The 23,994-nt window shown below is 70.1% G+C and carries 18 protein-coding genes; 7 read left to right on the top strand and 11 right to left on the bottom strand.

All coding sequences use genetic code 11. The annotated features are described in order from the left end of the window. Positions 1–378: 378 nt before the first annotated feature. The 6 genes from polA (at position 379) to TsocGM_RS09245 (ending at position 9,423) form a co-directional block, all read left to right on the top strand. Positions 379–3,075 carry a DNA polymerase I gene (polA, locus tag TsocGM_RS09270; RefSeq protein ID WP_126725027.1) on the top strand — a complete coding sequence of 899 codons (2,697 nt, stop codon included), beginning with the start codon at positions 379–381 and terminating at the stop codon, positions 3,073–3,075. Positions 3,076–3,538: 463 nt separating this feature from the next. After that, on the top strand, positions 3,539–4,378 hold the full coding sequence (coaE, locus tag TsocGM_RS09265; RefSeq protein WP_126725026.1) for a dephospho-CoA kinase: 840 nt from the start codon (positions 3,539–3,541) through the stop codon (positions 4,376–4,378). 293 nt (positions 4,379–4,671) lie between these two features. Continuing rightward, entirely contained in the window at positions 4,672–6,471 is a 1,800-nt protein-coding gene (rho, locus tag TsocGM_RS09260) for a transcription termination factor Rho (RefSeq protein WP_126725025.1), read from the top strand. Between the two features lie 76 nt (positions 6,472–6,547). Further along, complete coding sequence (gene ribH, locus TsocGM_RS09255; RefSeq protein WP_126725024.1) at positions 6,548–7,045, top strand: 6,7-dimethyl-8-ribityllumazine synthase; 498 nt, start codon at positions 6,548–6,550, stop codon at positions 7,043–7,045. Positions 7,046–7,101: 56 nt separating this feature from the next. Continuing rightward, entirely contained in the window at positions 7,102–7,788 is a 687-nt protein-coding gene (locus TsocGM_RS09250) for a DOMON domain-containing protein (RefSeq protein WP_126725023.1), read from the top strand. Positions 7,789–8,010: 222 nt separating this feature from the next. Next, the gene (locus TsocGM_RS09245; RefSeq protein WP_126725022.1) at positions 8,011–9,423 is read left to right on the top strand and encodes a 30S ribosomal protein S1; all 1,413 of its coding nucleotides are present in this window, start codon (positions 8,011–8,013) and stop codon (positions 9,421–9,423) included. A 262-nt stretch (positions 9,424–9,685) separates the two neighbouring features. Here the strand turns inward: TsocGM_RS09245 and TsocGM_RS09240 are convergent, their stop codons facing one another. The 11 genes from TsocGM_RS09240 to TsocGM_RS09190 all read right to left on the bottom strand — a co-directional run bounded on the left by TsocGM_RS09240 (position 9,686) and on the right by TsocGM_RS09190 (position 21,002). Beyond that, positions 9,686–10,135 (bottom strand): hypothetical protein, encoded by a 450-nt coding sequence (locus TsocGM_RS09240; RefSeq protein WP_126725021.1) that lies wholly within the window; start codon positions 10,133–10,135, stop codon positions 9,686–9,688. Between the two features lie 152 nt (positions 10,136–10,287). Beyond that, complete coding sequence (locus TsocGM_RS09235; protein ID WP_126725020.1) at positions 10,288–10,887, bottom strand: nitroreductase family protein; 600 nt, start codon at positions 10,885–10,887, stop codon at positions 10,288–10,290. A 76-nt stretch (positions 10,888–10,963) separates the two neighbouring features. Continuing rightward, positions 10,964–13,114, bottom strand: coding sequence for a LamG domain-containing protein (locus tag TsocGM_RS09230; protein ID WP_126725019.1), 2,151 nt, complete (start codon positions 13,112–13,114; stop codon positions 10,964–10,966). 251 nt (positions 13,115–13,365) lie between these two features. Continuing rightward, on the bottom strand, positions 13,366–14,415 hold the full coding sequence (locus TsocGM_RS09225) for a hypothetical protein (RefSeq protein ID WP_126725018.1): 1,050 nt from the start codon (positions 14,413–14,415) through the stop codon (positions 13,366–13,368). A 40-nt stretch (positions 14,416–14,455) separates the two neighbouring features. Then, positions 14,456–16,336: a hypothetical protein gene (locus TsocGM_RS09220; RefSeq protein WP_126725017.1), complete on the bottom strand. Its 1,881-nt coding sequence runs from the start codon at positions 16,334–16,336 to the stop codon at positions 14,456–14,458. Between the two features lie 40 nt (positions 16,337–16,376). Continuing rightward, complete coding sequence (locus TsocGM_RS09215) at positions 16,377–17,006, bottom strand: hypothetical protein (RefSeq protein WP_126725016.1); 630 nt, start codon at positions 17,004–17,006, stop codon at positions 16,377–16,379. Positions 17,007–17,047: 41 nt separating this feature from the next. Further along, complete coding sequence (locus tag TsocGM_RS09210; RefSeq protein ID WP_199756733.1) at positions 17,048–17,749, bottom strand: Uma2 family endonuclease; 702 nt, start codon at positions 17,747–17,749, stop codon at positions 17,048–17,050. Beyond that, positions 17,739–18,719 carry an AAA family ATPase gene (locus tag TsocGM_RS09205; RefSeq protein ID WP_126725015.1) on the bottom strand — a complete coding sequence of 327 codons (981 nt, stop codon included), beginning with the start codon at positions 18,717–18,719 and terminating at the stop codon, positions 17,739–17,741. Before TsocGM_RS09205 ends, TsocGM_RS09210 begins: the two co-directional genes overlap by 11 nt. Before the next feature lie 210 nt (positions 18,720–18,929). Further along, complete coding sequence (locus TsocGM_RS09200) at positions 18,930–19,286, bottom strand: DUF4404 family protein (protein WP_126725014.1); 357 nt, start codon at positions 19,284–19,286, stop codon at positions 18,930–18,932. Positions 19,287–19,434: 148 nt separating this feature from the next. After that, positions 19,435–20,652, bottom strand: coding sequence for an FG-GAP repeat domain-containing protein (locus TsocGM_RS09195; RefSeq protein ID WP_126725013.1), 1,218 nt, complete (start codon positions 20,650–20,652; stop codon positions 19,435–19,437). 149 nt (positions 20,653–20,801) lie between these two features. After that, the gene (locus tag TsocGM_RS09190; RefSeq protein WP_126725012.1) at positions 20,802–21,002 is read right to left on the bottom strand and encodes a carbon storage regulator; all 201 of its coding nucleotides are present in this window, start codon (positions 21,000–21,002) and stop codon (positions 20,802–20,804) included. Positions 21,003–21,322: 320 nt separating this feature from the next. On the opposite strand from TsocGM_RS09190, the gene TsocGM_RS09185 reads away from it, so the two are divergent. After that, positions 21,323–23,812, top strand: a complete 2,490-nt coding sequence (locus tag TsocGM_RS09185) for a hypothetical protein (protein WP_126725011.1) — start codon at positions 21,323–21,325, stop codon at positions 23,810–23,812. The last annotated feature ends 182 nt before the right edge of the window (positions 23,813–23,994 follow it).

Here is a 23,994-nt window from a genome sequence, read left to right as displayed (position 1 = left end):
CTCGAGGGGACGGACGGGGACGCGATCGAGGATTGTACGAGGAGGGCCGGCGGAGGGGAACGCTCTCCGGGGCTCGGACGCAAAGACCGGGCCGATCGGTCCGTCAATCCGGGTGGCACCAGGGGACGGGCCCGACGTCCCCGAGCGACGGCGGGCTCGGGTTCCGGTCCCGAGGGGCCCATCCCCCCGGGGCTCAGGGGGGCCTGGCCGCCCGAGGCTCCCCGATCGTCGCTCCGATCCCCCCCGACTCCCTCTCGGCCATGCTTGACTTCACGACGAGGCCGGGGGATAGTCGAATCATCCCTCCGACGATCCCTCCCTCGGGCCGAGGCGCCCGAAGGGAGCCCGTCCCGCCGATCTCCCCCGTCGACCGCCGCGATGAACGACCGCCCGTCGCTCTACCTGCTCGACGCATACTCCATCATCTACCAGGTCTTCCACGCCATCCCGCTGATGACCGGGCCGGCCGGGCAGCCGACGAACGCGGTCTTCGGCGTCTTCCGGGACGTGCTCAACCTGATCCGGGACCGGCAGCCGACAGCGATCGCCGCGGCCTTCGACGGCTCGGGGAAGGTCTTCCGCTCGGACCTGTTCGAGGACTACAAGGCCAACCGCTCCGAGATGCCGGACGACCTGCAGCCGCAGATCCCCCTGATCCGACGGGTGTTCGAGGGGTTCCGCATCCCGGTGCTCCTGTTCGAGGGGGCCGAGGCGGACGACGTGATCGCCACCCTGGCGCGCCAGGCGGTCGATCGGGGGATGGACGTATTCATCTGCACGTCCGACAAGGATGCCAGACAGTTGCTCAACGAGCACGTCTTCATCTACAACCTGCGCAAGCAATCGGTGCTCGATGTCGCCGGCCTAAAGGCGGACTGGGGCGTGTCTCCCGGCCAGGTGGTCGACCTGCTGTCGCTGACCGGAGACGCCGTGGACAACGTGCCGGGCGTGCCGGGAATCGGGATCAAGACGGCGGCGCAATTGCTGGCGCAATTCGGAACGCTGGACAACCTGCTGGAGAACATCGCCAAGGTCTCCGGCGCCAAGCGGAAGGAGAACTTGTACACCCACGCCGACACCGCCCGGCGCGCCCGGGAGCTGATCGCGCTGAAGACCGACCTGGCGATCGAGGTCGACTGGGACGCACTGACGAGAGACGGCGTGGACCACGCGGCGTTGAAGGCGCTGTGCATCGAGTGCGGCTTCCACCGCTTCCTCGACGAGCTGGGGGCCGACTCGGCCAAGCCCCCGGAGGACGAGTGGCCGGTCGACCGCTATCAGGTGGTGGACACCCCCGAGACGTTCCGCACGTTCCTCTCGGAGCTGGAGGCGCAGCCGCGGTTCAGCTTCGACACGGAGACGACCGGCCTGGACCCGCTTCGGGCCGAGCTGGTCGGCATGTCGTTCTGCTGGAAGCCGGGGGAGGCGTTCTACCTGCCGGTTCGGGGTCCAGCGGGATCGAAGACGCTCGACCCGGCCGAGACGATCGCGGCCCTGCGGCCGATCCTCTCGGATCCGGCTCGGGAGATCGTCGGACAGAACATCAAGTACGACCTGCTCGTGCTGGGCCGGCTGGGGGTGGAGCTGTCGGAGTCGATCACCGACACCATGGTGCTGAGCTACCTGCTGGAGAGCGGCGAGCGGAACCACAACCTCGACGAGCTGGCCCGCAGGCTCCTGGACCACACGATGATCCCGATCAGCAGCCTGATCGGGAAGGGGAAGGGGCAGACGACCATCGACACCGTGGCGGTCGACCGCGTGGCCGCCTACGCCGGGGAGGACGCCGACGCGGCCTGGAGGCTCGACGCGATCCTGACGCCGAAGGTGCGCGAGCAGGGGCTCTGGCCCCTGTACGCCGACCTGGAACGGCCGCTCATCGCCGTGCTCGCGCGGATGGAGGCGGCCGGGGTGGCGGTGGATGTGGCCCTCCTGAACCGGCTGTCGGCCGAGTTCGCCGAGCGGCTGTCGGGGATCAAGACGGAAATCTACGAACTGGCCGGGAGGGAGTTCAACATCAGCTCGGCGCCGCAACTGCGGCAGGTGCTCTTCGACGAGCTGAAGCTGAAGCCGATCAAGAAGACCCCCGGCGGCGAGCCGAGCACGGACGCGGAGGTTCTCGAGGCGCTCTCGAATGAGCACCCCCTGCCCCGCCTGATCGTGCAGCACCGGCAGCTTGAGAAGCTGAAGGGAACATACCTGGACGCCTTGCCGGCACTGGTCCACCCGGACGGCCGGATCCACGCCTCGTTCAACCAGGTGGTGGCGGCGACGGGGAGGCTCAGCTCGTCGGACCCGAACCTGCAGAACATTCCGGTGCGAACCGAGGACGGCCGGCAGATCCGGCAGGCGTTCGTCCCGGGGGAGCCGGGGTGGGTGCTGCTGACGGCGGACTACTCCCAGATCGAGCTTCGGATCCTCGCCCATTACTCGAAGGACCCGGAGCTGGTCCGGGCGTTCGAGGAGGACCGGGACATTCACCGCGTGGTCGCCTCTCGGATCTTCGGGGTGCCGGAGGAGGAGGTGACCAGGGACCAGCGCCGGATGGCCAAGACGGTGAACTTCGGCGTGATCTACGGCCTCAGCGCGTTCGGGCTGGCCGGTCGGCTGGGGATCTCCCAGGCGGACGCGGCGGCGTTCATCGACGCCTATTTCCGGCAGTACGAGGGGGTTGATCGCTTCATCACCCAAACGCTGGAGGCCGCCAAGGCGGCCGGCCGGGTGGAGACGATCCTCGGTCGTCGCCGGGCGATCAGCGGGATCAAGAACACCACGGGACGCTCCCGGAACCTGGCGGAGCGAACGGCGGTGAACACGGTGATCCAGGGGTCGGCGGCCGACTTGATCAAGCGGGCGATGCTGGAGGTCGACCGGAGGCTCCGAGCGGAGGGGATGCGGTCCCGGATGCTGCTGCAAATCCACGACGAGCTGGTCTTCGAGGCGCCGGCAACCGAGCTGGCTCCCTTGGCCGAGCTGGTCCGGAAGGCGATGACCTCGGCGCTGGAGCTGGACGTGCCGCTGCAGGTCGACCTAGCGAGCGGGCCGAACTGGCTGGATGTGGCGCCCATGGCCTGACCGCCTCGGGTCGGCGCCCCGGAGCGAGGTCGACAGAAAACGACGCGACCGGGTGAATTCCCGTTGATTTTGACCAGGAGATCGAGTAGAGATGAACACAGTGTCCGCAGGTCTCTCGCACTCGCACCATCCCGGCCCCCCTCCCGCCATCGAGACGTTCCCCCGCGATAGAATCGCTTGATCGTGCGGATCGGCCGGCACCTGGGGCCCTGCGACCCCGAATCTCGACCACGATCCTTGCCCGACCGGCCTCGCCCGCGGCTCTCTCGCTTGCCCGGACGAGACTGGGCTGCCCTGTCGTGCGGTCGGCCCGGGAGCCGTGGGCGATCCCGCATCGAGACCCCCTCCGAGCCCCCCACCGGACGAGTGCCGTTTCCGTCCCGACATCCCCGAATCCAACCCTCGACCCCTCACGTCTCCCCCCGCAGCCGAACCCACCGGCCCGAGGACGAGTCCGACCGCCATGCCCCGCTACGCCCGACGCCCCTCCGGACAGCGACGCCCGCCGGGACCGTGGAAGAACGGCCCCGTGCCGGTCGTCGGCCTGATCGGCGGGATCGGCGCCGGCAAGAGCCTGGTGGCCGCCGCCCTGGCCGCCAGGGGGGCGGCGGTGCTCGACGCCGACGCGATCGGCCACGCCTTGCTCGACCAGCGCCCGGCCCGCCAGGAGGTCGTTGCCCGCTTCGGCGAGGACGTTCTGGCTCCTCCCGCCGAGGAGGGGGAGGCCCCCCGGATCGACCGCAAGGCGCTGGGCCGCCTGGTGTTCTCGGAGGAAACCTCGCTGCGGGCGCTCGAGGCGATCCTCCACCCCCGGATGCGGAAGACCTTCGAGAAGGCGATCGCCCGGATCTCCCGGAGACGAGAGGCGCCGCTGGTGGTCCTCGACGCGGCGATCCTGCTCGAGGCCGGCTGGGACGACCTCTGCGACTCGGTCGTCTTCGTCGACGCCCCCGCCTCCTCCCGTCGGGAGCGGCTGGCCCGCTCCCGGGAGTGGTCGGCCGAGCAACTCGCCGCCCGGGAGGCCGCGCAGTGGCCCCTGGACCGAAAGCGAGCGCGGGCCGATCGGGTGGTCGTCAACGACGGCTCGACCGACGAGCTGAAGGCCCGGGTCGATCGGCTCTGGCAGGACCTGACCCGTCGCCCTCCCTGGCGAGGGCGAACCGAGGTCGAGGACGAGCCCGATGACACCAGCCGGTCCGACGCCACCTCACCGGCCGACCGCCTCAGCTCCCGGCGTCGTGCTCCCCGGTCCGGCGCCCCCCGGACGTCCCCACCCAAGGGACGCGGCCGGCGCCCGAGATGACCGCAACCCCCTGGAGCACCGGACCGGCTCGAGACAGCCCGGCGATCGACGGACTGTTTCAACCCCCGTTCCCCGACCTGACCCGACTTGATCTGACCCGATCCGATCCGACCCGACGACCCCGACCGAGAACATCCCCGTACCGGACCCCAACGATCCCCGCGCCGCCCGCGGCCCCACCCTTCGACCCGTCGATGGGGCCCTCGGCGATGCCCGCCACCCGATCACGCCCCCGTGTCGCTCGGACCAGGCGGCCCCCGCCGCCCGGCCGAGCTGTTCAGGAGACCGACCTCATGGCCAACGACACCCGTCGCCGGGAGCCCAATCTCTCCTCCCCCCGCTCCCGCAAGTCGTCGCAGGCCGAACAGGCCCCCCCCCCGAGCGACGCCGAGACCCAGGCCGCCGCGGCCGAGCCCGCCCCGGCCCCGCCCTCCTCGTCCTCCCGGCGCGAGGCCGCGAAAGACTCGGTGCGCTACCGAGAGTCGGGCCGGGACCGCGAGGGCTCCGGGGGAGGATCCGGCACCGGGCCCACGCTGCGCGAGCGGCTTCGGGGACGGGAACGCCAGCGGGCCGACGCCGACCGCAACGGCGAGGCCGATGAGCGCCCGTTCGGGCACGGGCTGGAGATCGAGGAGCCTCGCGACTTGATCGGCTCGTCTCGGGCCGACGGCGGCGGCGGCGCGATCGAGGACGAGGACGCCGACCTGGCGGAGTTCGTCGAGGCGGCCGCCGAGGACGACGAGGACGACGCCGGCTTCCCCGCCGACGAGGCAGACGACCTCTTCGGCGAAACCGAGATCAACGACCGCTACGAGGACATCAAGCGGGGCGAGATCCACCTGACCGAGCTGCAGAAGATGACCATGCCGCAGCTCATCGCCACCGCCAAGCAGGAGGGAGTCACCGAGTACACCGGCCTGAAGAAGCAGGACCTGATCTTCAAGATCCTCAAGGAGCGGGTCAAGCAGAACGGCCTGATGTACGGCGAGGGGACCCTGGAGGTCCTCCCCGACGGCTTCGGGTTCCTCCGAAGCCCGGACTACAACTACCTCCCCTGCCCCGACGACATCTACGTCTCGCCGAGCCAGATCCGCCGCTTCGGCCTGAAGACCGGCGCCATCGTGGCCGGCCAGATCCGCCCCCCGAAGGAGAACGAGCGGTACTTCGCCCTGCTCCGGGTCGAGGCCATCAACTACGAGGACCCGGACAAGCTGTCCGAGAAGGTCAGCTTCGACGACCTGACGCCGCTGCACCCGCTCTCCCGAATCAAGCTGGAGACGACCCCGGACGAGATCAACATGCGGGTCGTCGACCTCGTCACGCCGATCGGCTTCGGCCAGCGCGGGCTGATCGTGGCCCCGCCGAGGACGGGCAAGACGATCCTGCTGCAGAAGATCGCCAACAGCGTGCTCACCAACCACCCCGACGCCTACCTGATGGTGCTGCTCATCGACGAGCGGCCCGAGGAGGTGACGGAGATGGAGCGGTCGGTGCACAGCATCACCGCCGAGGTGATCAGCTCCACCTTCGACGAGCCGGCCTCGCGGCACATCCAGGTGGCCGAGATGGTCATCGAGAAGGCCAAGCGGATGGTCGAGTACGGCAAGGACGTCGTGATCCTGCTCGATTCGATCACCCGGCTGGCCCGGGCCTATAACACCGAGGCGCCGCACTCGGGCAAGATCCTCACCGGAGGCATCGACGCCTCGGCGCTGCAGAAGCCCAAGCGGTTCTTCGGCGCCGCCCGGAAGATCGAGGAGGGGGGGAGCCTGACGATCCTGGCCACCGCCCTGGTCGACACCGGCAGTCGGATGGACGAGGTGATCTTCGAGGAGTTCAAGGGCACCGGCAACATGGAGTTGCACCTCGACCGCCGGCTGGTCGACCGCCGGATCTGGCCGGCGATCGACGTGAACCGCTCGGGCACCCGCCGCGAGGAGAACCTGATGTCCAGCGACGAGCTGCACCGCGTCTGGCTGTTGCGCCGCGTGCTCAACGACATGAACCCGGTCGAGGCGATGGAGCTGCTCGTCGGCCGGATGAAGAAGTCGAAGACGAACGTCGACTTCCTCAATATGATGAACCTGACCTGACCCCGTCTCCCCTCCGCCGCTGGCCGAGGGGGGGCTCCTCCCCCCCGGCCATCCTCCCTCAGCCCGTAGCCCACCGATGCCCACCTTCGAAGGCGACTTCTCCCCCCCCTCCGGCCGCTTCGCGATCGTTTGCGCCCGGTTCAACGCGATGGTCACCGAGGCGTTGTTGGCCGGCTGTCGAGATGCGTTCGTCCGCCACGGCGTGGCCGACGACCGCCTCGACGTGGCCTGGGTCCCCGGGTCGTTCGAGGTGCCGATGGCGGCGAAGGCCCTGGCCGGGACCGGAAGGTACGCCGCGGTGATCACCCTGGGATGCGTCATCCGGGGGGAGACCGGGCATTACGACCATGTGGCGGGACAGGCGGCCGGCGGAGTGATGTCGGCGGGCCTGGAAACCGGAGTGCCCGTGATCTTCGGCATTCTGACGACCGACTCGGTCGAGCAGGCGCTGAACCGATCGGGCCTGAAGGCGGGGAACAAGGGGGCCGAGGCGGCGATGGCCGCCATCGAGATGGTGAACCTGCTGGCCCAGATCCGGGCCGATTCCGTTGCCGGGGCCGGCTCGGGCCGATAAGCTGCGCGAGCGAGGGAACCGCCCCGCCCCGAGCGAGACACCGGAGGTCCAGCCCCATGTCCGCGTCGACGACGCCCCCTCCCCCTCCCCTGATCCCGACAAGCTTCTACGCCCGGTTCGCCCTGGCCTGCCCGAAGGTCGAGGGCATCCCGAGGGCCGGCAAGGGACGCCTCCTCGACCTGCCCGACGCCTGCATCCTGCCGGCGCTGGCCGAGATCGACGGCCGATCCCCCTGGGCCGAGGTCCGGGTGGGCTGGAACGCCGGGGGCCTGGGGATCGCCGTCGAGGTCTCGGGCAAGCCGGGGACGCTCTCCCGCGTTGCCGACCGACCGGAGGAGTCCGACGGCCTCCAGCTCTGGATCGATACCCGGAATACCCGAGACATCCACCGGGCCAGCCGGTACTGCCACCGGTTCATCGCGACGGTCTCCCCCGGCGAGGGGAAGGCACTGGTGGCGGAACTCCGCCAGGCGAAGATCGCCCGGGCCTCGGCCGACTCCCCGACGGCCGACCCGTCGGAGCTGCTCGCCTCGGCCCATCGGACTCGGACCGGATACCGGCTCGAACTCTATGTGCCGGCATCGGCGCTGCATGGGTTCGACCCGGAGACGAATCGGAGACTGGGCTTCTCTTACCGAGTCACCGACCCCGACCGGGGGGATCAGCACCTGACGGTGGGGAGGGAATTCCCCGTCGGGGAAGACCCGAGCCTGTGGGCAACGCTGGAGCTGATGGAGGGCTGAGGTCCGTCGGCGGATGGCCGATGCCGGATGATCGAGGCAGCGGCTCTCGGATCGATCGGCCGGCTCGCCAGGGATCAGCACTCAGGAATCGGTCGACACGAAACGGCCCAGCAGGCCGAGCCGCCCCCCTGAGGGGGGAGTAACCGGGGCCTCGGCCCCGAGAATCACAGACCACCGACCCGAAGCCATCGACCCGAGGAGCCTCCCGAACGGGGCCAGGCCATGTCCGACGATATCCGGAACTTGCACGAACCTCCCGCCGGCAGCCCGAGGCCGAGGCCGGGGCAGAGCCTCAAGCCCGAGCCGGACGAGCACCCGCTGGACGCGGAGATCAATCGGGCCCTCGACTCGGCCACCGGCCGCCCCGTGGACCCGGAGGTCGAGCTGAAGCGGCAGTGGGACGAGGACCTCGAAGCCGAGCTGGAAAAGGCGCTCGAGGGCTTCGACCCGGAGAAGGTCCCCGGCTCGATGAACCGCCGGGCCCGCTCCGAGCACGTGCCGGCGGGCGCCTCCCCCGGCTCTCCGCGCGGGCCGCAGCCCTCGAAGGGAACACGCACCGGAACGGTCGTCCGGGTGCGGGAAAACGAGATCATCGTCGACCTCGGCACCAAGAGCGAGGGGTTCATCCCCGTCTCCCAGTTCGGCTCGAACAAGCCGCTGCCCAACGTGGGGGACTCGATCGAGGTGATGGTCGACCGCTACGACCCGACCGCCGGCCTGACCCGCCTGAACCTGAAGGGAGCCGCCGTCGAGGCCGACTGGGAGAGCGTCCAGCGCGGCATGGTCGTCGAGGCCCGCGTGACCAAGGCGATCAAGGGAGGCCTGGAGGTCGAGGTCGACTGCATGCGCGGCTTCCTGCCTGTGGGGCAGATCGAGCTGGGCTACGTCGCCGACCCGGAGGTCTACGTCAACCAGCGGTTCCAGGTGATCGTCACCGAGGCCAACCCCAGGGAGAAGAACCTCGTCGTCTCGCGCAAGGCGCTGCTTGAACAGCAGCGGGCCGAGCTGCGCGAGAAGACCTGGGCCGAACTGCAAGAGGGGCAGGTCCGCAAGGGGACCGTCCGCTCGATCAAGGACTTCGGCGCGTTCGTCGATCTGGGAGGCGTGGACGGCCTGATTCACGTCTCCGACCTGGCCTGGAGCCGGGGGGTGAAGGTCGAGGACGTGGTGAAGATCGGGGACGAGGTCGAGGTGAAGGTCCTGAAGATCGAGCGCGAGAAGGACCGCGTCGGCCTGGGCCTGAAGCAACTGGCGCCGAGCCCCTGGGACACCGTGGAGCACCGCTACGGCAGGGGACAGGTGGTGAAGGGCAAGGTGGTCAAGCTGATGGAGTTTGGCGCCTTCGTCGAGATCGAGCCCGGGGTGGAGGGACTGATCCACATCTCGGAACTGGCCCCCGGTCGCGTGCGTCGCGTGCGGGACGTCGTGCAGGAGGGCCAGGATGTCGACGCCCGGATCCTGGACATCGACGCCGAGCAGAAGCGGATGAGCCTCTCGATCAAGCCGACCGCCAAGGATGAGCCCCTGGCGGCCGACGAGGAGCCCGACGGGGAGGAACCCCCGAAGCCGAAGAAGGTGCGCAAGGTGCCGCTCAAGGGCGGCCTGGGCGACCGGGACGCCGGCCTCTTCGGCTGATCGTCCCCGAGGGAAGCGCTCCGCACTCGAGCCGGCTCCCGCCCCTCGCCGCTTCCCTCGCGGCGGCGGCGGCCGGCCTCCCTCAAGACGGCTCGCACGATCGGCTCCCCAGGGCCGGTCGGGGAGGACGAGCCCGGCTTCCTGGTCGCGGCCGAGTCGGGGATCAACCGGCGATCGGCGGGCCGATCGGGCATCGCGGAGCCGCTCGGCTCCCGGCCAGGGCTGGGAGCCGGGCGGAACGATCGGGAGTCGATCGGAGGGCTCAGCGGCGGAGGCGCTCGCCGTCGAGGCGGGTGACCCGCTGATCCCGAACGAACTTGTGGCAGTTGATGCAATTGATCGTTAGGTTGACGTAGTTGAGGGCGGCCCCGTCGATGTCCTGGGCCTGGCCCTCGGCTTCGAGGGCGTCGGTCAGCCGAACGAACTCCTCGGTGTAGCGCACGTAATTGATGTTCGGATTCACGCGCCAGAGCTCGTCCTCGGCCAGCTTGCGCAGCGCCTGGGCACCCTGGACGACCTTGGTGAAGTCGGCGGTGGTCAGCCCCTCGAGCACGTCCTTGGAATAGTCGAGCTTGGCCTGCATGAACATGGGCAGCGTGCGGTCCTGCACCTGCGGTTCGTCCTGCATCCGCCCCCGGACGGTCCCGGCAACGGCCCCGGCGCCGGCCAGGCACGCCAGCGCGAGCGCGGCGGCTCGGTATCTCGTCCTCATGGTCGCGTCTCCCCCAGGTTCGGCCGCTCGCCCCGGCGCGGGGACGCCCCGAGGGGGGCGACCGGCCCAACCTTGAGCATAGCGGACGACGCCGGGTGGGGTCGATGGCCGAGAACCGGCCGGACCCGGTGTCGGGTCGGCGGGAGGCCGCTTCAACCGAAGGAAAACGGACCCTCGCACACGCTCTGCGACACCGGCCGGCGCATCGAGGGAGTCTCGCGCTGCTGGAGATCCGGGGGAAGCGACGAGGGATCGCCCGGGCGGCCAATCGCGATCATGGCGGCCACGGCGAACTCGTCGGGCACGTTCAGCGCGGTCCGGGCCTTCTCGAAGTCGAAGCCGGCCATGCCGTGGACGACCAGGCCCATCATCGCTCCTTGCAGCGCCAGGTTCTCCCAGGCGGCACCGGCGTCGAACAGATGGACGGGATTCGGCGCCCCGGTGTTCGAGAAGAACCGGTGAGCGAGCACCACGACGAGCACGGCGGCGCGGTCGCACCAGGTCTGGTTGCCCGGGGAGAGGAGGTCGAAGAACGTCGGCCAGTGGGCCGAGCCGTTGCGGGCGAAGAGGAATCGCCATTCCTGCTCGTTGCGGGTCGAGGGGGCCCAGCGGGCGGCCTCGAAGAGGCGCATCAGCTCGTCCTGGGAGACGGGCTCTCCGCTCATCGCCCGGGGAGACCAGCGCTTCAGGAAGATCGGCTCGATGGGATGGTCCGCCTTGCGGACGGTCAGAGGGTTGGGATGCTGCCCCATGGGCGGATCGTGCCTCCGGCTTCAGGTCGGGTGGAGGTACTCGGTTCCTGCTCGACGATCCGGGCGAGTCGCCCGGTCAGGGCTCGGAGCGAGACGGCCAGTCGAGGGCCAGGGAGCGAATCTCCTCGGGGGTCAGGGCGCGGTCGTAGACGGCCACCTCGTCCAGCTTGCCTTCAAGGCCGGCGACGCCGTCGATGCGGCCCCCCAGGACGAGCGCGTGCGGGCCTTCCAGCGAAAAGGATGGTCGCTCGGCGTCGATCTCGGGATCGGGATCCCCGTTCAGATGGACGCGAACGCGGGGGCCGTCTCGGACGAAGGCGACGTGGCACCACCGCGAGATCGGCAACTCGGAGCGGCCGACGAGCAGGTCCCCGTGGTCTTCGCCGTTGGAGACGAAGAGGCGGCCGGTCAGGGTGTCGGCGAGCGAACCGCCGAGGCCGAGGTGGTCGCCGGGGGAGCCAGGCTTCCCCTCGGGCCCGATCGAGGCGAGATAGCCGGTGACGGGTCGGGCGTCGGGAGGCAGGCCGTTCCAGAACCAGAAGGAGACGGTCCAGGACGAGCCATCAGGGAGGGGCCCGGCGAGGAGCCGGCCTCCGGCGCAGTGAATGGCGCGGTTGGGGCCCTCCCCCTCGTCGGTGAAGCCGGGGCCCTCCGGGCCGTCGAGGCCGAGCGCGATCCCCGGTTCCAATCGGGCGGGAGGGCCTCCTCGAAGGTCGGCGGCTCCGGTCCAGGTCAGCTCATCGAGCCGGAAGTAGGCGATCGGCTCGGTCGCCAGCACGGCCTCGGCATAGAGGCCGCCTTGCGGAGCGATCGGCCGGCGGGAGCGGCCCGAGACGCGCTCGAGGAGCCCGAGCACCGCCTCGACAATCTTCGGCTCCGCCTGCACCTCCAGGCCGGCCGTGCGGGCGGGCCAGGTGGTGTAGCCGCCCAGGGCGTGCTGCTCGGGGGGAGGGATGTAGCCCTCGGCGCCGTTGGCGAGCTCGACGTTGATGGTCACGGGGGTCGGGCTGCTCGCCTTGAGCTTCAGCCCGGTGATGCCGTAGACCTCGTTGGGGATGGCCGTCAGGCCGAGGTCGCCGATGCGGATGGCCTGGAGCTTCAGTTCGCGCTCGGGGGAGTCGAGGAGGTGCTGCTGTTCGAGGGCGTAGACCTCGGGGATGGAGGTCGGGGCCTCGCCCTGCATCGATTCTCGGACGGATCGGGCCCAGGAGCGGCGGCGATCGTCGGGGAGGCGTCGGCCGAGGGTAAGCGTGGCCTCGGCCATGGCGAGGGAGACGTCGTCGCGGTAGACGATGCCCGAGAGGGCCCCGGCCGCGACGTCGGCGACGGCCTGGGCGTACGAGACGACATCCCGAGACGGAGCGGGGGAGCCGTAGTCCATCCACATCAAATCGCCGCTGGTCCCCTGGGACATCGCGACGACGACCTCCTCGCCGCCGCCGAGGCGATCGGCCAGGATGCGGGAGACGTGGCCGAAGTAGTCGGCCGAGACGGCGTCGGCGCCGTAGTAGTGCATCGAATAATTGGCGAAGACGCCAATCGAAGCGCCGTCTTCCCCCCGGAAGGCGATGAGCGACAGGGCCGGGTCGACCGGGCCGGAGGGGCCGATGACATCGGGGTTCTGGTGGCCGGGATGCATGTTGGCCCGGACGGTGCGGTCGCCGAAGGGGTCGGCGGGCATGCGATCGGGCCGGTAGATCCAGCGTCGGCAGAAGGTGTGCGCGCGGTCCTCGACGACCGCCCAGCCGACCTCGGCCGGCCGCAGCCGGGAGGAGGCGGCGGCGATCGCCTCGGCGATCTTCCCGGGCAGCTCGGCCGAGTAGGCCGGATCGACCGGGCAGCCGAGGCATCCCATCGACGCGGGGGCGGAGTGGGTGTGCGTGGCGGACACCATCATGCGATCGGTCGGGATCCCGGTGCGGTCCCGGGCGAGGGCCTTGGCGCGGTCGATCAGGTCTCGGGGCATCATGCAGGTGTCGACGACACAGAGCGCGATCCGGGTCGAGCCGTCGTCGAGGACGAAGGCCCGGGCGAACAGGGGGTCATGGACCTGCGTCGCGTCGCGACGGAGAAAGCCGCCGTTGACGATCGCCGGCAGGTAGTCGGGAGACACGTCCACGGCCGCCGCTCCGGCCGAGAAGTCGCCGGCGATGGCCCTCCCCTCGACGCCGAGCAAGGCCGAGACCGCCGCCGAGGCGAGCAGGGCACTCCGGATCAGCTCAAACATCGTTCATCTCCCGAGGGAACACGTCCGCCCGGCTCTCGGGCATTCGCCAATCGGCTCGGAGCCCCTCGGCCGACGGGGTTCCGGAGTGGTTCTTGATTGTGACAACCCTGGAGGTGGGTCCTTCCGGGCTCGGGATCGACGCGACACCGGCCAGCCTCTCCGGTCTTGAGCGCTCCATCCGAGTCGGGCCGTCCGTCCGCTCGAACTCCCGCATCGGAGGGCTCCCAAGCCGGGCGGCGCGAGAAGGCTCGTTAGCCCGAGACTCCGGCCGGGGCTCCCGAAACCTCGCCGGGAACCTCGGCGAAGCTGTCAAGGCAGCGGCGGAGGGCGGGGGCGAGGGCGTCGAAGCGCTCGGATTCCAGTGTGAACTTCGCCTCGTATTCGAATCGATCACCGCGAAAGCGACGTTCGAGGACGGTCATCGAGAAGGGGCCGCGCTGGGTGCGAGCGACGGTTTCGACGGCCTTGCCGGCGCCGGGCTGGTCGATGACCTCGCAGGAGAGAACCTCGCAGCCGGGCTCCTCGTTGCGGAGGAGGTCGGGGAGGTCGATCGCGAGCCGATCGGGGTCGAAGCCTCGGGCGGGGCGGGCGATGACGAGGAAGTTGTCGGACCAGATGCCGTGGGCCGGGCCGTTGGCGAAGAGCAGCGCGAGCTGGCTGGGGGCGAGCACCGGGGCCCAGCCGTCGGGCAGGTCGACGGCGAACTGGAACTCGTCCTGGACCCATCGGTTCCGATCGGCACCCGGGTCGGCCGGGCGGGCGCCGGTGTCGGGAGGGGAGAACGAGGCGCCGTCGACGAGGGCGTCGAAGGCGTCGAGGGCGGCGTCGAAGCCGGGGTCGTCGGCATCGGCGTTGAGCGTGAAGGCGTACATCTGGCGGTGGGCGATCCGTCTCACGGTGACTTCCCGCCAGGAGCCGCCGAAGGGGGGGCGGAACTCGGTAACGGTGACCAGCCGGGGCCCGTCTCCGGCGTCGACGAGCTCATTGCGGACAAGCTCGCCGGGAATGCGGCCGCGCTCGGCATTGGCGGCGATGCGGGTGCGGTACTCGTCGAGCGACTCGGGGGCCAGGCCCAGCTCGCAGCCGACGGCGCCGGGGCGGTCGGGATCGCGCTGGGGGATCTTGGCGACGAAGATCAGGTCGTCTCGCTCGGCGAGGACGACCTCCCAGCCGTCGGCGAGCGGGCAGGAAAGCCCGTATTTCTCCGACGAGAATCGGGGGGGTGACTCCTCGACGGGGTCCGCCTGGGAAGCGGTGGCGAGGGCGGTCAGGGCGATGAACATGGGCAGGGCCGTCCCCATCGGCGCTTCTCCTCGGATGGCTCTCGCGAGGCGATCGGCCTCACAGATCCCTGATGAAATCCGACGCATACGATCGGACGTGCTTGCCGTTGAGCACGTGGAAGGTGCGCAGCCGCTCCAGGAGCTGGCCGCTGAAGCGCTTGAGCGGCAGGTGGACGAGCTTCCGGCCGTGCCGGCGGGCCAGGCGACGCCAGGAGGCGGGAGGAGGCTTGGGGCTGACCAGGGCGACGTGTCGCTCTCGGGAGTGCAGCAGGCCGCCGCCGAGAAGGCGCTCCTCCAGCGTCTCGAGGCGGGAGAGGCGGGGGTCTTCCCAGATGTCGGGGATCAGCCGAGGGGGGAAGAGGAACAGGGCGCCGCCGTACTCGGCCTGGGCGATGCCGGGGCCGACGAGGTTCTCCATCGGGTCGGTGGCGAAGAAGGCCAGCGTCGATTCGTTGGCGTGCTCGGCGAACCAGGTGGCCCGGTGGACGTAGACGCGAGGGTCGGCGGGCACATCGAAGAGGAAGACGACGGCGTCGATGGAGCCGCGGCTGGGGGGGATCACCTTGACGTAGAGATCGCCGGAGTGCCAGTTGCGGAGGGTTTCCCGGATGTCGATGCCGTCTCGGACGCTGGTGGTGAACTTCTCCGAGCGGGCGAGGTCGGCGCCGAGGATGGCCCGGGCCTGGTCGGCGACGTGACGCTGGAAGCTCTCGATGCGCTGGTCCTCGGGGGGCCAGGAGCACATGCCGAAGGGGTCCCAGCGCTGCTTCCACGTCTTCCGGTCGGGCTCGGGGGGCTTGGGGCGCAGCTCGCAGGATCGCCAGGAGATGGCCTGGCCGGGGAGTCGGCTGGTGAGGGGGGCGGTGCCCCAGGAGGGGACGTCGCCGCGGCCGTCTCCCATGCGGAGGGGGGGCTCATCCCACCACCAGGGGCGGTCTCCCCGGTCGAAGGCGTCGGCGTAGGGGTAGTGGCGGGCGGTCTCGGCCAGGGCGAGGGCGAAGTCGTCGCCGGCGGTCTGCTTGGCGGCGATGATGAGGGAATAGAGGTCGGGGGTCAGCCGCCGCTCGATGAGCGACAGGTTCCGGACGTATCGGAAATAGACCGACAGCAATTGCGGCGTGATCCGCTTGGCCACCTTCGGGCGATCCGCCCGCAGGCGTTCCCGGGCGGCCAGGAGCATTTCCTTGACCCCATCGACGGAGAGGTTGTCGTCGGGGGTCAGCTCGCGGCGGCCGCGCTCGTAGAGGGCGGTGATGTAGGGAAGCTCGCCGAGCAGGAAGATGAGGGTGTTGGGGTCCACCCGGCAGGTGCGCATCTGGGGGAGGAACCACTCGGGATCGGGGTCGGGAGCTCCTCGGACGTAGGCGTCCCGGATCCAGGGCCAGTCCATGATCGAGCAGACGAAGAGGATCGACTCGTGCCGGGCTTCCAGATCCCGGAGGCGGTTGGCCATCCAGGAGTGGCGGCGGGCCTGGGATCCGTCGGGGTCGGGCGGCGGCAGGGCGGGGAGGATGGCGGAGGCGAAGCCGGCCACCTGGACGCGCTTCAGGGCGTAGGGATCGGGATAGATGCCGGTGCGGCCCTCGAAGTTGGGGGATTCCAGGTCGATGAAGGCCCGGGGGATGCGCTCTCCCATCGCGGTCCGGACGGCCGCGATGACCGGCTGGCAGGGGTCGATGGGAACATACGTGAAGCCGTCGGTCTCCCCTTCGGCGTCGCGCTGGAGCACGACGGAGATGGACGGCAAGGCGTCGACCGCCTCCTCCACGTCGTCCCGGAACGAGGGGGGCAGCGGGACAGCCAGGCAATCATAGGGATGCGCCAGCACCTCCTCTCGGACCCGGATCGCGCAGTCTCCCGAGCCGTGGATGACCGGGAGGGCCCGGATCTTCGGGCCGATGGCGAGGACGGCTTCGGACTTGGATGGTTGTAACCCCACGATTCCGCCCCCATGTCGAGTCGGACGAAGCGATCGACCCTCAACGAGGCAGGATGAGGATGATCCCGATCGCGAGCCAAGCGGTCTCGACAACGCGGCCCGCCCGATCGATCCAAGATGATTCGGGGGCCCATCGCTTCCTCACGGCTAACGCGAGCCAGGAAGCCGCGACCGAGCCCGGGATGACCCAGACTGGCACTTCCATCGAGCCGTACATTCGTCCTGCCGGTATCGCGAGGAATGCAGCAGAGGCGGCGGCCGTCGCCCGGAATCCCGGTTGCTGGGCCAGTCGGTCCCAGCCCGGCCTCGGTGGCACGGCACGGTGGAGCAAGATCGCGACCGTAAGGGGAATGAGCACACGGAGCCCAACATCTGCCGTGTCGTTTAGGAATTGCGCGGCGACGTTCGTCGTCCCGAAGAGCGCCAGGTCCAATCGCATCCACCACCATGAGTATTCCGGGGCGAAATGACCCATGAACTCGCAGAACGAGATCACGTGGTACCAGAGGGTTTCTACCGCGAGGTGGATGCCAAAACCAATCGACGCCTCCACCGCCGCGGTCGTGATCATCAGGTCGAGGAGCCGTATACCCCTCCCGCACGATGTCGACTCAGAATCAGCAATCGAGGCGGCACTCGGGACACGCGATCGACTGTCTCGGAGATCCATGTGCAACGTCCTCCTGACCCAGGCTGATATCCCCCGACCGTTCAGTCGAACAGGATTCCCCGGAGTTCGAGCACGAAGCCGGGGAGCACGTCCTCGCCGTCGATCCGCTCGGGCCTCTCCAGCGTCTCCGGCCCGCGGCCGGGCCGATAGATCTCGACCGTGCCGTCGATCGGGTCGATGAGCCAGCCGAGCCGGGCGCCGTTGGCGAGGTATTCTCGCATCTTCTCGCGGAGCTTCCGCTTGGAGTCGGAGGGGGAGCGCAGCTCGGCGACAAAGTCGGGGCAGATCGGGGCGAAGACGAGGCGCTGCTCGGGGGTCAGCGCGAGCCAGCGATCACGGGAGATCCAGGAGGTGTCGGGGCTCCGCTCGGCCCCGTTGGGCAGCGTGAATCCGGCGGAGGAATCGAAGACGACACCCTCATCGGCCCCCAGGCCGTCATTCCACAGGACGACCCTCGCGGTGAGCAACCCGTTCCGCCTCGACGACTCGCCGCCCGCCGGGTACATGATCTCCAGGTTTCCTCCGGCCGTCCGCTCGATGCGCAGTTCGGGGTTCGCGGCGCAGATCTTCCAGAGCAGGTCGTCGGTCAGCTCGACCTCGGGGGCGAACCGGAGGGTCAAGGGGGAGGGGTTCATCCGCGGCAGGTCGCCCTCAAGCCTCGGGTCTCCGCCCTCGTCGACGGGGCCGAGGAGTTCGGGAGAGTCGTCGCGGGGGACGGTGTGCGAGCGGGCCTCAGTAGGCATCGTCGTCGTCCTCGTCGTCGTCATCCGCGTCGGGGTGGAGGGGGTCGTCGGGGGAGAAGAAGAGGTCGCCGAGGCCCATGGGGGTCGCCTGGCCGCCGAGGGCGCGGCGGCGGCGCTGGGCCAGGGATTCGAGGTCGGCCGCCTCCTCGCCGAGGACGCAAAGGATGGCCTCGGCCCAGGCGCGATCTCGGCCAAGGGGGTGATTCGGGTCCTGGGCCATGCGCTTGATGGCGAAGCGGAGGACGTTGATGCCGTCCCGGGGGGAGAAGTCCAGGCGCAGCTCGTGGGCCTTCTGGAGGAAGTCGACGGTCAGCTCCAGCAGCTCGGAGGGGGCGAAGGGGAGGTGGTACTTGAGGATGGCCAGCTCGTCGTCGCGCTCGGGGAAGCCAAGCGCGAGCTGGGGCTGGAGGCGGCTGAGGATGTAGTCGGGGACCTCGTAGGTGGATTCGTCCTCGTTCATGGTGACGCAGCAGCGGAAGTCGGGGTGCGCCTTGATGGTGACGCCGGCCACGACGCTCTCGACGTAGCGGCGGTGGTCGAGCAGCGGAGCGAGGCTCGCCCACGACTTCTCGTTCATCCGGTTCCCCTCGTCGAGCACGCAGACGCCCCCGACGATCATGGCCGTGACCAGCGGCGAGGCGTGGTAGGCGATCTTCCCTTGCTCGGAGAGCACGGGGGTGACGAGCAGGTCCTCGGGGCGGGTGTCGGCGGTGCACTGGTTGATGTAGAGCGGCTGCTCTCGGAGCCGGGAGGCGGCCATCGCCAGCGTCGTCTTGCCGATCCCCGGAGGCCCGACAAGCCGGGGAGCCAGCGGCAGATCCCGGTCGTCGACCACAAGCCAGCAGGCCAGCAGTTGCCGGAGGATCTCGTCCTGGCCGATCCACTCCTGCTCGGTCGTGTCGGGAGTGCTCAGGTGGAGCGTCACGCCGCCGATCTCGACCGCCTTCGCCTGCCGGGCTGATGACGCCATACGATGGGGTTCTCCTCGGGGGTGGGCCGGGCCTCGGAGGGAGGACCGGGCGATTGCTTGGAGTCTAGCGGAGGGGGGCTCGGAGGGCGAGGGGCGTGAGGACTCCCGGATGGGCTGAGGACCGGGGACCGAGGACGGGAAACGATCAGGATGAGGGACGACGGCCGCCGGAGCAGCGAGGGCGATCGGCGTCCCTCCCCTCGGCTCAGCTCAGATGCCGAGCTGGGCCAGAAGGTCGAGGAACCGTCGGACCACCTGGGTGGCGAAGGGGGCTTCCGACTCGGCTCGAACGGCGGCCTCGTCGAGTCGGGCTCGGGTGGCGGAGAGAAGGCCCTCGTCTCGGCGATCGTGGAGGGCTCGGGCGAGGGCCGAGGCGCTGGAGGCCAGGTGGGCGGCCGTCTCAGGCGGAGCGGAGGGATCGAGAGCGCGGCCGAGCTCGTCGATCAGCTCGGCCAGGCGGGCCCGCTCCTCGGGGTCGAGGTGATGGGCGTCGCGGAGTAGCCGGGCCGACTCGATCAAGTCGGCGCGGAGCGAGGCCAGAGGCTCGGGGTCGGCGGGCTGGGACATCGGCGGCGGATCCTCGGCTCGAGGCGGGGAACGGGGAGGCCCGACCCTCGGGCTCGTGAGCCTCGGGCCGGGGCACCTCCCCATTATCCGGGGATGGCCAACGATTCTGAACCCCTGGTCCCCACGATCGCCCCACCCGGCCGTCGGGTCATCGGGCGGGGTTCTCGTACCAGATCACGCCGAGGTTGTCGCGCTCCTCGCAGGTGAGGACGTCGAGGTCGCCGTCCCCGTCGAGGTCCAGCAGCCGAACGAGGTCGTACTTGGCCCCCCGCTCGGTCCCGCTCAGGGGGAAGACGAGCCAGGGGACCTCCGGGCCGTCGGCCTCCCGGTCAAGAAGGACGACGCCTTGCTTGCCCGAGGCGTTCTCCGTCGAGACGACCAGTTCGATCCGGCCGTCACGGTCCAGGTCGCCCCCGGCAACCGACTTGCCCGTGCCGACGCCGGGCCCCAGGGGGATCACCGTCTCTTCCCAGCCGTCGGCCGCCTTGCGGAAGCGCACGACGCCGGCATCGAGGGACGCGCCAAGCAGTTCAAGGGGGCCGTCGCCGTCGGAAGCGACGCAATCCAGGAACATCATCTCATGGGACGAGCCGCCGATCGGCCGCTCGACCCATCTCGGCTCGTCCCGGCCGGGCCGGCGCTCCAGCCAGAAGACGCCCCGGCGCGGCCCCTTGCGGTCGGAACAGACGAGGTCCTGGTCGCCGTCGCCATCGAGGTCGATCGGGAGAATCGACATCACCCAGCCGGCGGGCCGGATCGAGTGCCAGCGCCACGAGGAGAGGTCTCGGGGGTCCTCGGGCGCCTCGAGCCAGCCGATGGCGGCCCCTTCCCCCTTGCCGCCGAGCACCAGGTCGATCCCGTTCCGGCCGTCGACCTGGAGCGGGACGCACCACATCCACATCTGGAGGCCGACGGTCGCCGGGATCGCCCGGGTCTGCCAGGAGTCGGGATCGAGCATCGCGTCGGGATTGGCGGGATTCCAGTGGACGGAGACGGTCCGGGTCCGGCCCTCGGCGCAACTGACGACGTCGGGGAAGCCGTCGGCATCGAGGTCGACGATCACGGCGTCCTCAGGGGACGGCACCGAGCCGACGGTCACGGCCGGCCAGGGGGATCGGACGGGATCGCCGTCTCGAAGGGGATTCAGGGCGACCCGGATGACGCCGCCTTCTTCCCAGCCGGTGGCGATGTCGAGATCGCCGTCGCCGTCGAGATCGGCGAGGCGGACGCCATCGGCCCCCCGGGAGGAGGCATCGATGGTGTGTCTCGGCCAGCCTTCGGGGCCAGGAGGACGCGGCGGGCTGTCGTCCCCCGCGATCGCTGGCCAGGAGGCGCAAAGGATGATCGTCTCGAGGAGCCTCAGCATCGCGGTCGGGCCTCGGGAGGGGCTCGGATCGATCCGGCCTCCCCAGGGACTCGATCCGGTCGAGGCAGGGGGAGACCGATCCCCCGATCTTATCGGACCGCACGGCGGGGCTCGACCCGAGGCCCTCGGGTCCCGGGACGCCCGTCGGCTCAGGCCGACTGGGAAATCGGGGAGTCCTCTCCCGGGGCAGGCAGTCCGCCGTCCTGGAGCAGTTCCTCGCGATAGATGGCCCGGCCGTCGGGGGCCTCGACACCGATGCGGACGGCGTTGCGGTCGATCCGGATGATCGTGACCCGAATCTCCTCGCCGATCTGGAACCGCTGACCCAGCTTCCTGCTCAGGACCAGCATGGCGGACTCCTTCCTTCCCGGATCGGAAATGGTGGTGAGCGGGCCGATTGGCGGTCGGGGCCTCCTGCCCGCCAACATTCCCTTGCAGGTCCCGTGCCGATCGTGACGATGGGAGGGGAGGATCGATTCCGAAGCGGCCCGATCCAATGGTTTCGCGGCGAGCCGAGGCCGAGGGCCAACGCGAGCTGGGCCGGGTTCCATCGGGGACCCGATCCGCTCCGATCGGAACTTACAATCATGCGATGCGTACCGACGGGCCGATCGTGTAAAGTTTACCGCTCGTGCGGCCTGGGCTCGGGAGGATGGGCGTTTTGGATGCGATGGGCGAAACGAGATGGACCCGGTTCCTCGGCCCGGCGGCCGTGGCGGCGCTGCTGACGGCCTGGCTCTGGCCGATCGGGCTGGGGGGGGCGATGCCGGTCGGCGGGGACGTCACCCAGTTCCAGATCGGCCTCATGGCGGTGCTGGGCGAGGCGATCCGGGACGGTCGGTTGCCGCTCTGGAACGACCGCTGGGGCTTCGGCTTCCCCGGCGTGGCCGAGAGCCAGATGGGCGTCTACTATCCCCCTCACGCCCTGATGTTCGGCCTGTTGCCGGTTGAGGCGGCGTATACCGCGAGCATGGTCATGCACGTCCTCTGGGGAGGCCTGGGGGCGCGCTGGGCGGCCCGACGGTTCGGCGCTTCGGAGGCCGGGGCGATCCTCTCGGGGATCTCCTTCGGGGCCTCGGGATTCTTCCTCATCCACCTGCCGCACCAGTGGGCGTATACGGCGGGGAGCTGGGCCCCCTGGGCCTTCGGGCTGGCGTGGTCGATCCTCGGCGACGGCGGCCGTCGGACCCCTTGGATCCTGGCCGCGGTGCTCGCGGTGCAGATCCTGCCGGGGCACTTCCAACTGGCCTTCTGCACGCAGGTGGGCCTGCTGGTCCTGGCGATGGGGACGGTGCTCGTCGCGCGAGGGGGACGGCTCCGGGCGTTGCGGAGGGCGCTCGCCGTCGTCTTGCCGATCGCGGCGGCCTTCCTGCTGGCGGGAGCGCAGGTGGTGCCCACGGCCCAGCTCGCCCATCTGGCGGAGGGGCAGCGCGACTTCGAGTACCTCTCCGGGTTCGCGGCCACCCCGATCCATCTGGTCAACCTCGTGGCTCCCGAGCTGTTCCATCGGTCTCCCCTCTGGCGAACGGTGGCCTGGGACCCGTTCCACACCTCTCCGGAAGAGCTTCGGCTCTACGTCGGCCTGGTGCCGCTGTTCCTCGCGCTGGGGGCGATCGCCCGTCCCGGGCCCGATCGCAAGCCGGTCCGGGTCCTGATGGTCATTTTGGCGGTTGCCTCCGTGCTGGCGCTCGGGCCCTATGTCCCGGGGTTTGAAACCTACTGCCAATGGCCGGGGTTCTCGTTCTTCCGGGGACCGGCCCGGTGGGGGATGATCGTCTCGCTGGCGTTGGCCCTGCTCGCTGGGCTTGGCCTGGATGCGATCCGGGACGGTCGCTGGCGGCGCCCCGGCCCGGAACTCATCGCGTTCGTCGTCGTGGCGATCGTCTGGATCTCGGCCGTGCTCGGCGCCTTCGAGGCGTTTCTGAAGCTCGGAGAGGAACCGGGGCGATCGGGGGCGCGGGCGGCGGCCGATCGGGTGTTCGCGATGCGTCCCTGGGACGACAAGCGGACCGTCTCCAGCGTGCTCGCCGAGGCGAGACGACCCCGGAACGACCCGCTGACCCTCGCCCGGCACTCCGGGGAAGGGATCGGCCCGGTCCCGGCCGCCGGGCTCCGGCTCGATCGCGAACGAATCCGGATTTACCGGAAGGAGCTGGAGACAACCGCCGTCGTGCTGACCCTGCTGTTCGCGACCGGCCTGGCCCCCCTGGGCCGTCGCCGAGGGGTCCTCGTCGGCGTGCTCCTGGTGCTGACGATCGCGGACCTTGGTCTGCTCTCGCGACGCCGCCCGATCGGCCTCGCCCCGATTCTCCCGTTGACCGAGCAGAGCGAGGTGCTCGGCCGGCTCGCCGCCCTCCCGGAAGGGACGCGGTCGGTTGACCCGATGCAAAACCTCGCCCAGGTCGCCGGGGCGGCGCCGGTGCTGAGCTATCGGACGCTCGACCTGCCGATCCAGACGGGGTTCCGCTCCCTCGTCGATCGGTTTCCCCGGAACGACCGGGAGGCCCTCGCCCAGCTCGACGCCCAGCGGACCCTCGGTGCTCGGGTCCGGGTCATCGGGCCGATCGGGCCGGGGGTCGAGTCCCTCGCCGATCGCTTCGAGCAGACCGGCCGGCTGGAATCGGCGGAGATCGTCGCCGACCCCGCGCTGACCGGCTGGCTGTTCGGCCGGGACTATGCCCGGACCGCCGACGGCCAGGCCGGCCGCTATCTTTTCCTCGACCTTGGGCCGACCCCCCGCTCCTGGCTCATCACTGCCGAGGACTCGGAGACGATCGCTCGACTCGGGTCCGGGTCAGAATCGCCTGAGGAGGTGATCGCCGCCCTGGGCCGAGCCCGCCCCCTCACCACCCGGACGACCGCCCCCGAGCACCTGGAAATCGACGTCGACGCGGACGCCCGCTCGGTCGTCGTCATCTCCCAGCTCCATTATCCTGAATGGCGAGCCACCCTCGTCGGCCCCGATGGCCGGCCGAACCCCGAGACGGTCGATCGGGTCCTCGGAGGGTGGCAGGGGATCGTCCTCCCCGGACCCGGGCGGTGGACAATCCGACTCGACTACGAGGGCCGAGCCGAGCGGATCGGGCTGGTCGTCTCGGCCCTCTCCTGGGCAGGATGGGGAGGAGGGCTGTTCTGGGGTTCTCGGCGCAAGGGCGGGTGAGAAACGGATCGAGAGGGAGGCTGGGACTCCGGTGTCTCGATTCCGGATTCCGGAGCCCGCTCGGGACGACACCGTCGATGCCGACGAGCCCGGGGCCGCCTCGCTCCTCGAGAGCGGCGAGTGATCGGCCCCGCTCCGATCCCATCCGAACCGTCCGCTGATCGCCGAGGTCTCCCGGCCCC

This window comes from Tautonia sociabilis (assembly GCF_003977685.1).
GTDB lineage: Bacteria > Planctomycetota > Planctomycetia > Isosphaerales > Isosphaeraceae > Tautonia > Tautonia sociabilis.
The sequence above is the reverse complement of the archived record's forward strand: the minus strand, read 5'-3'. Positions and strand labels throughout refer to the sequence as shown.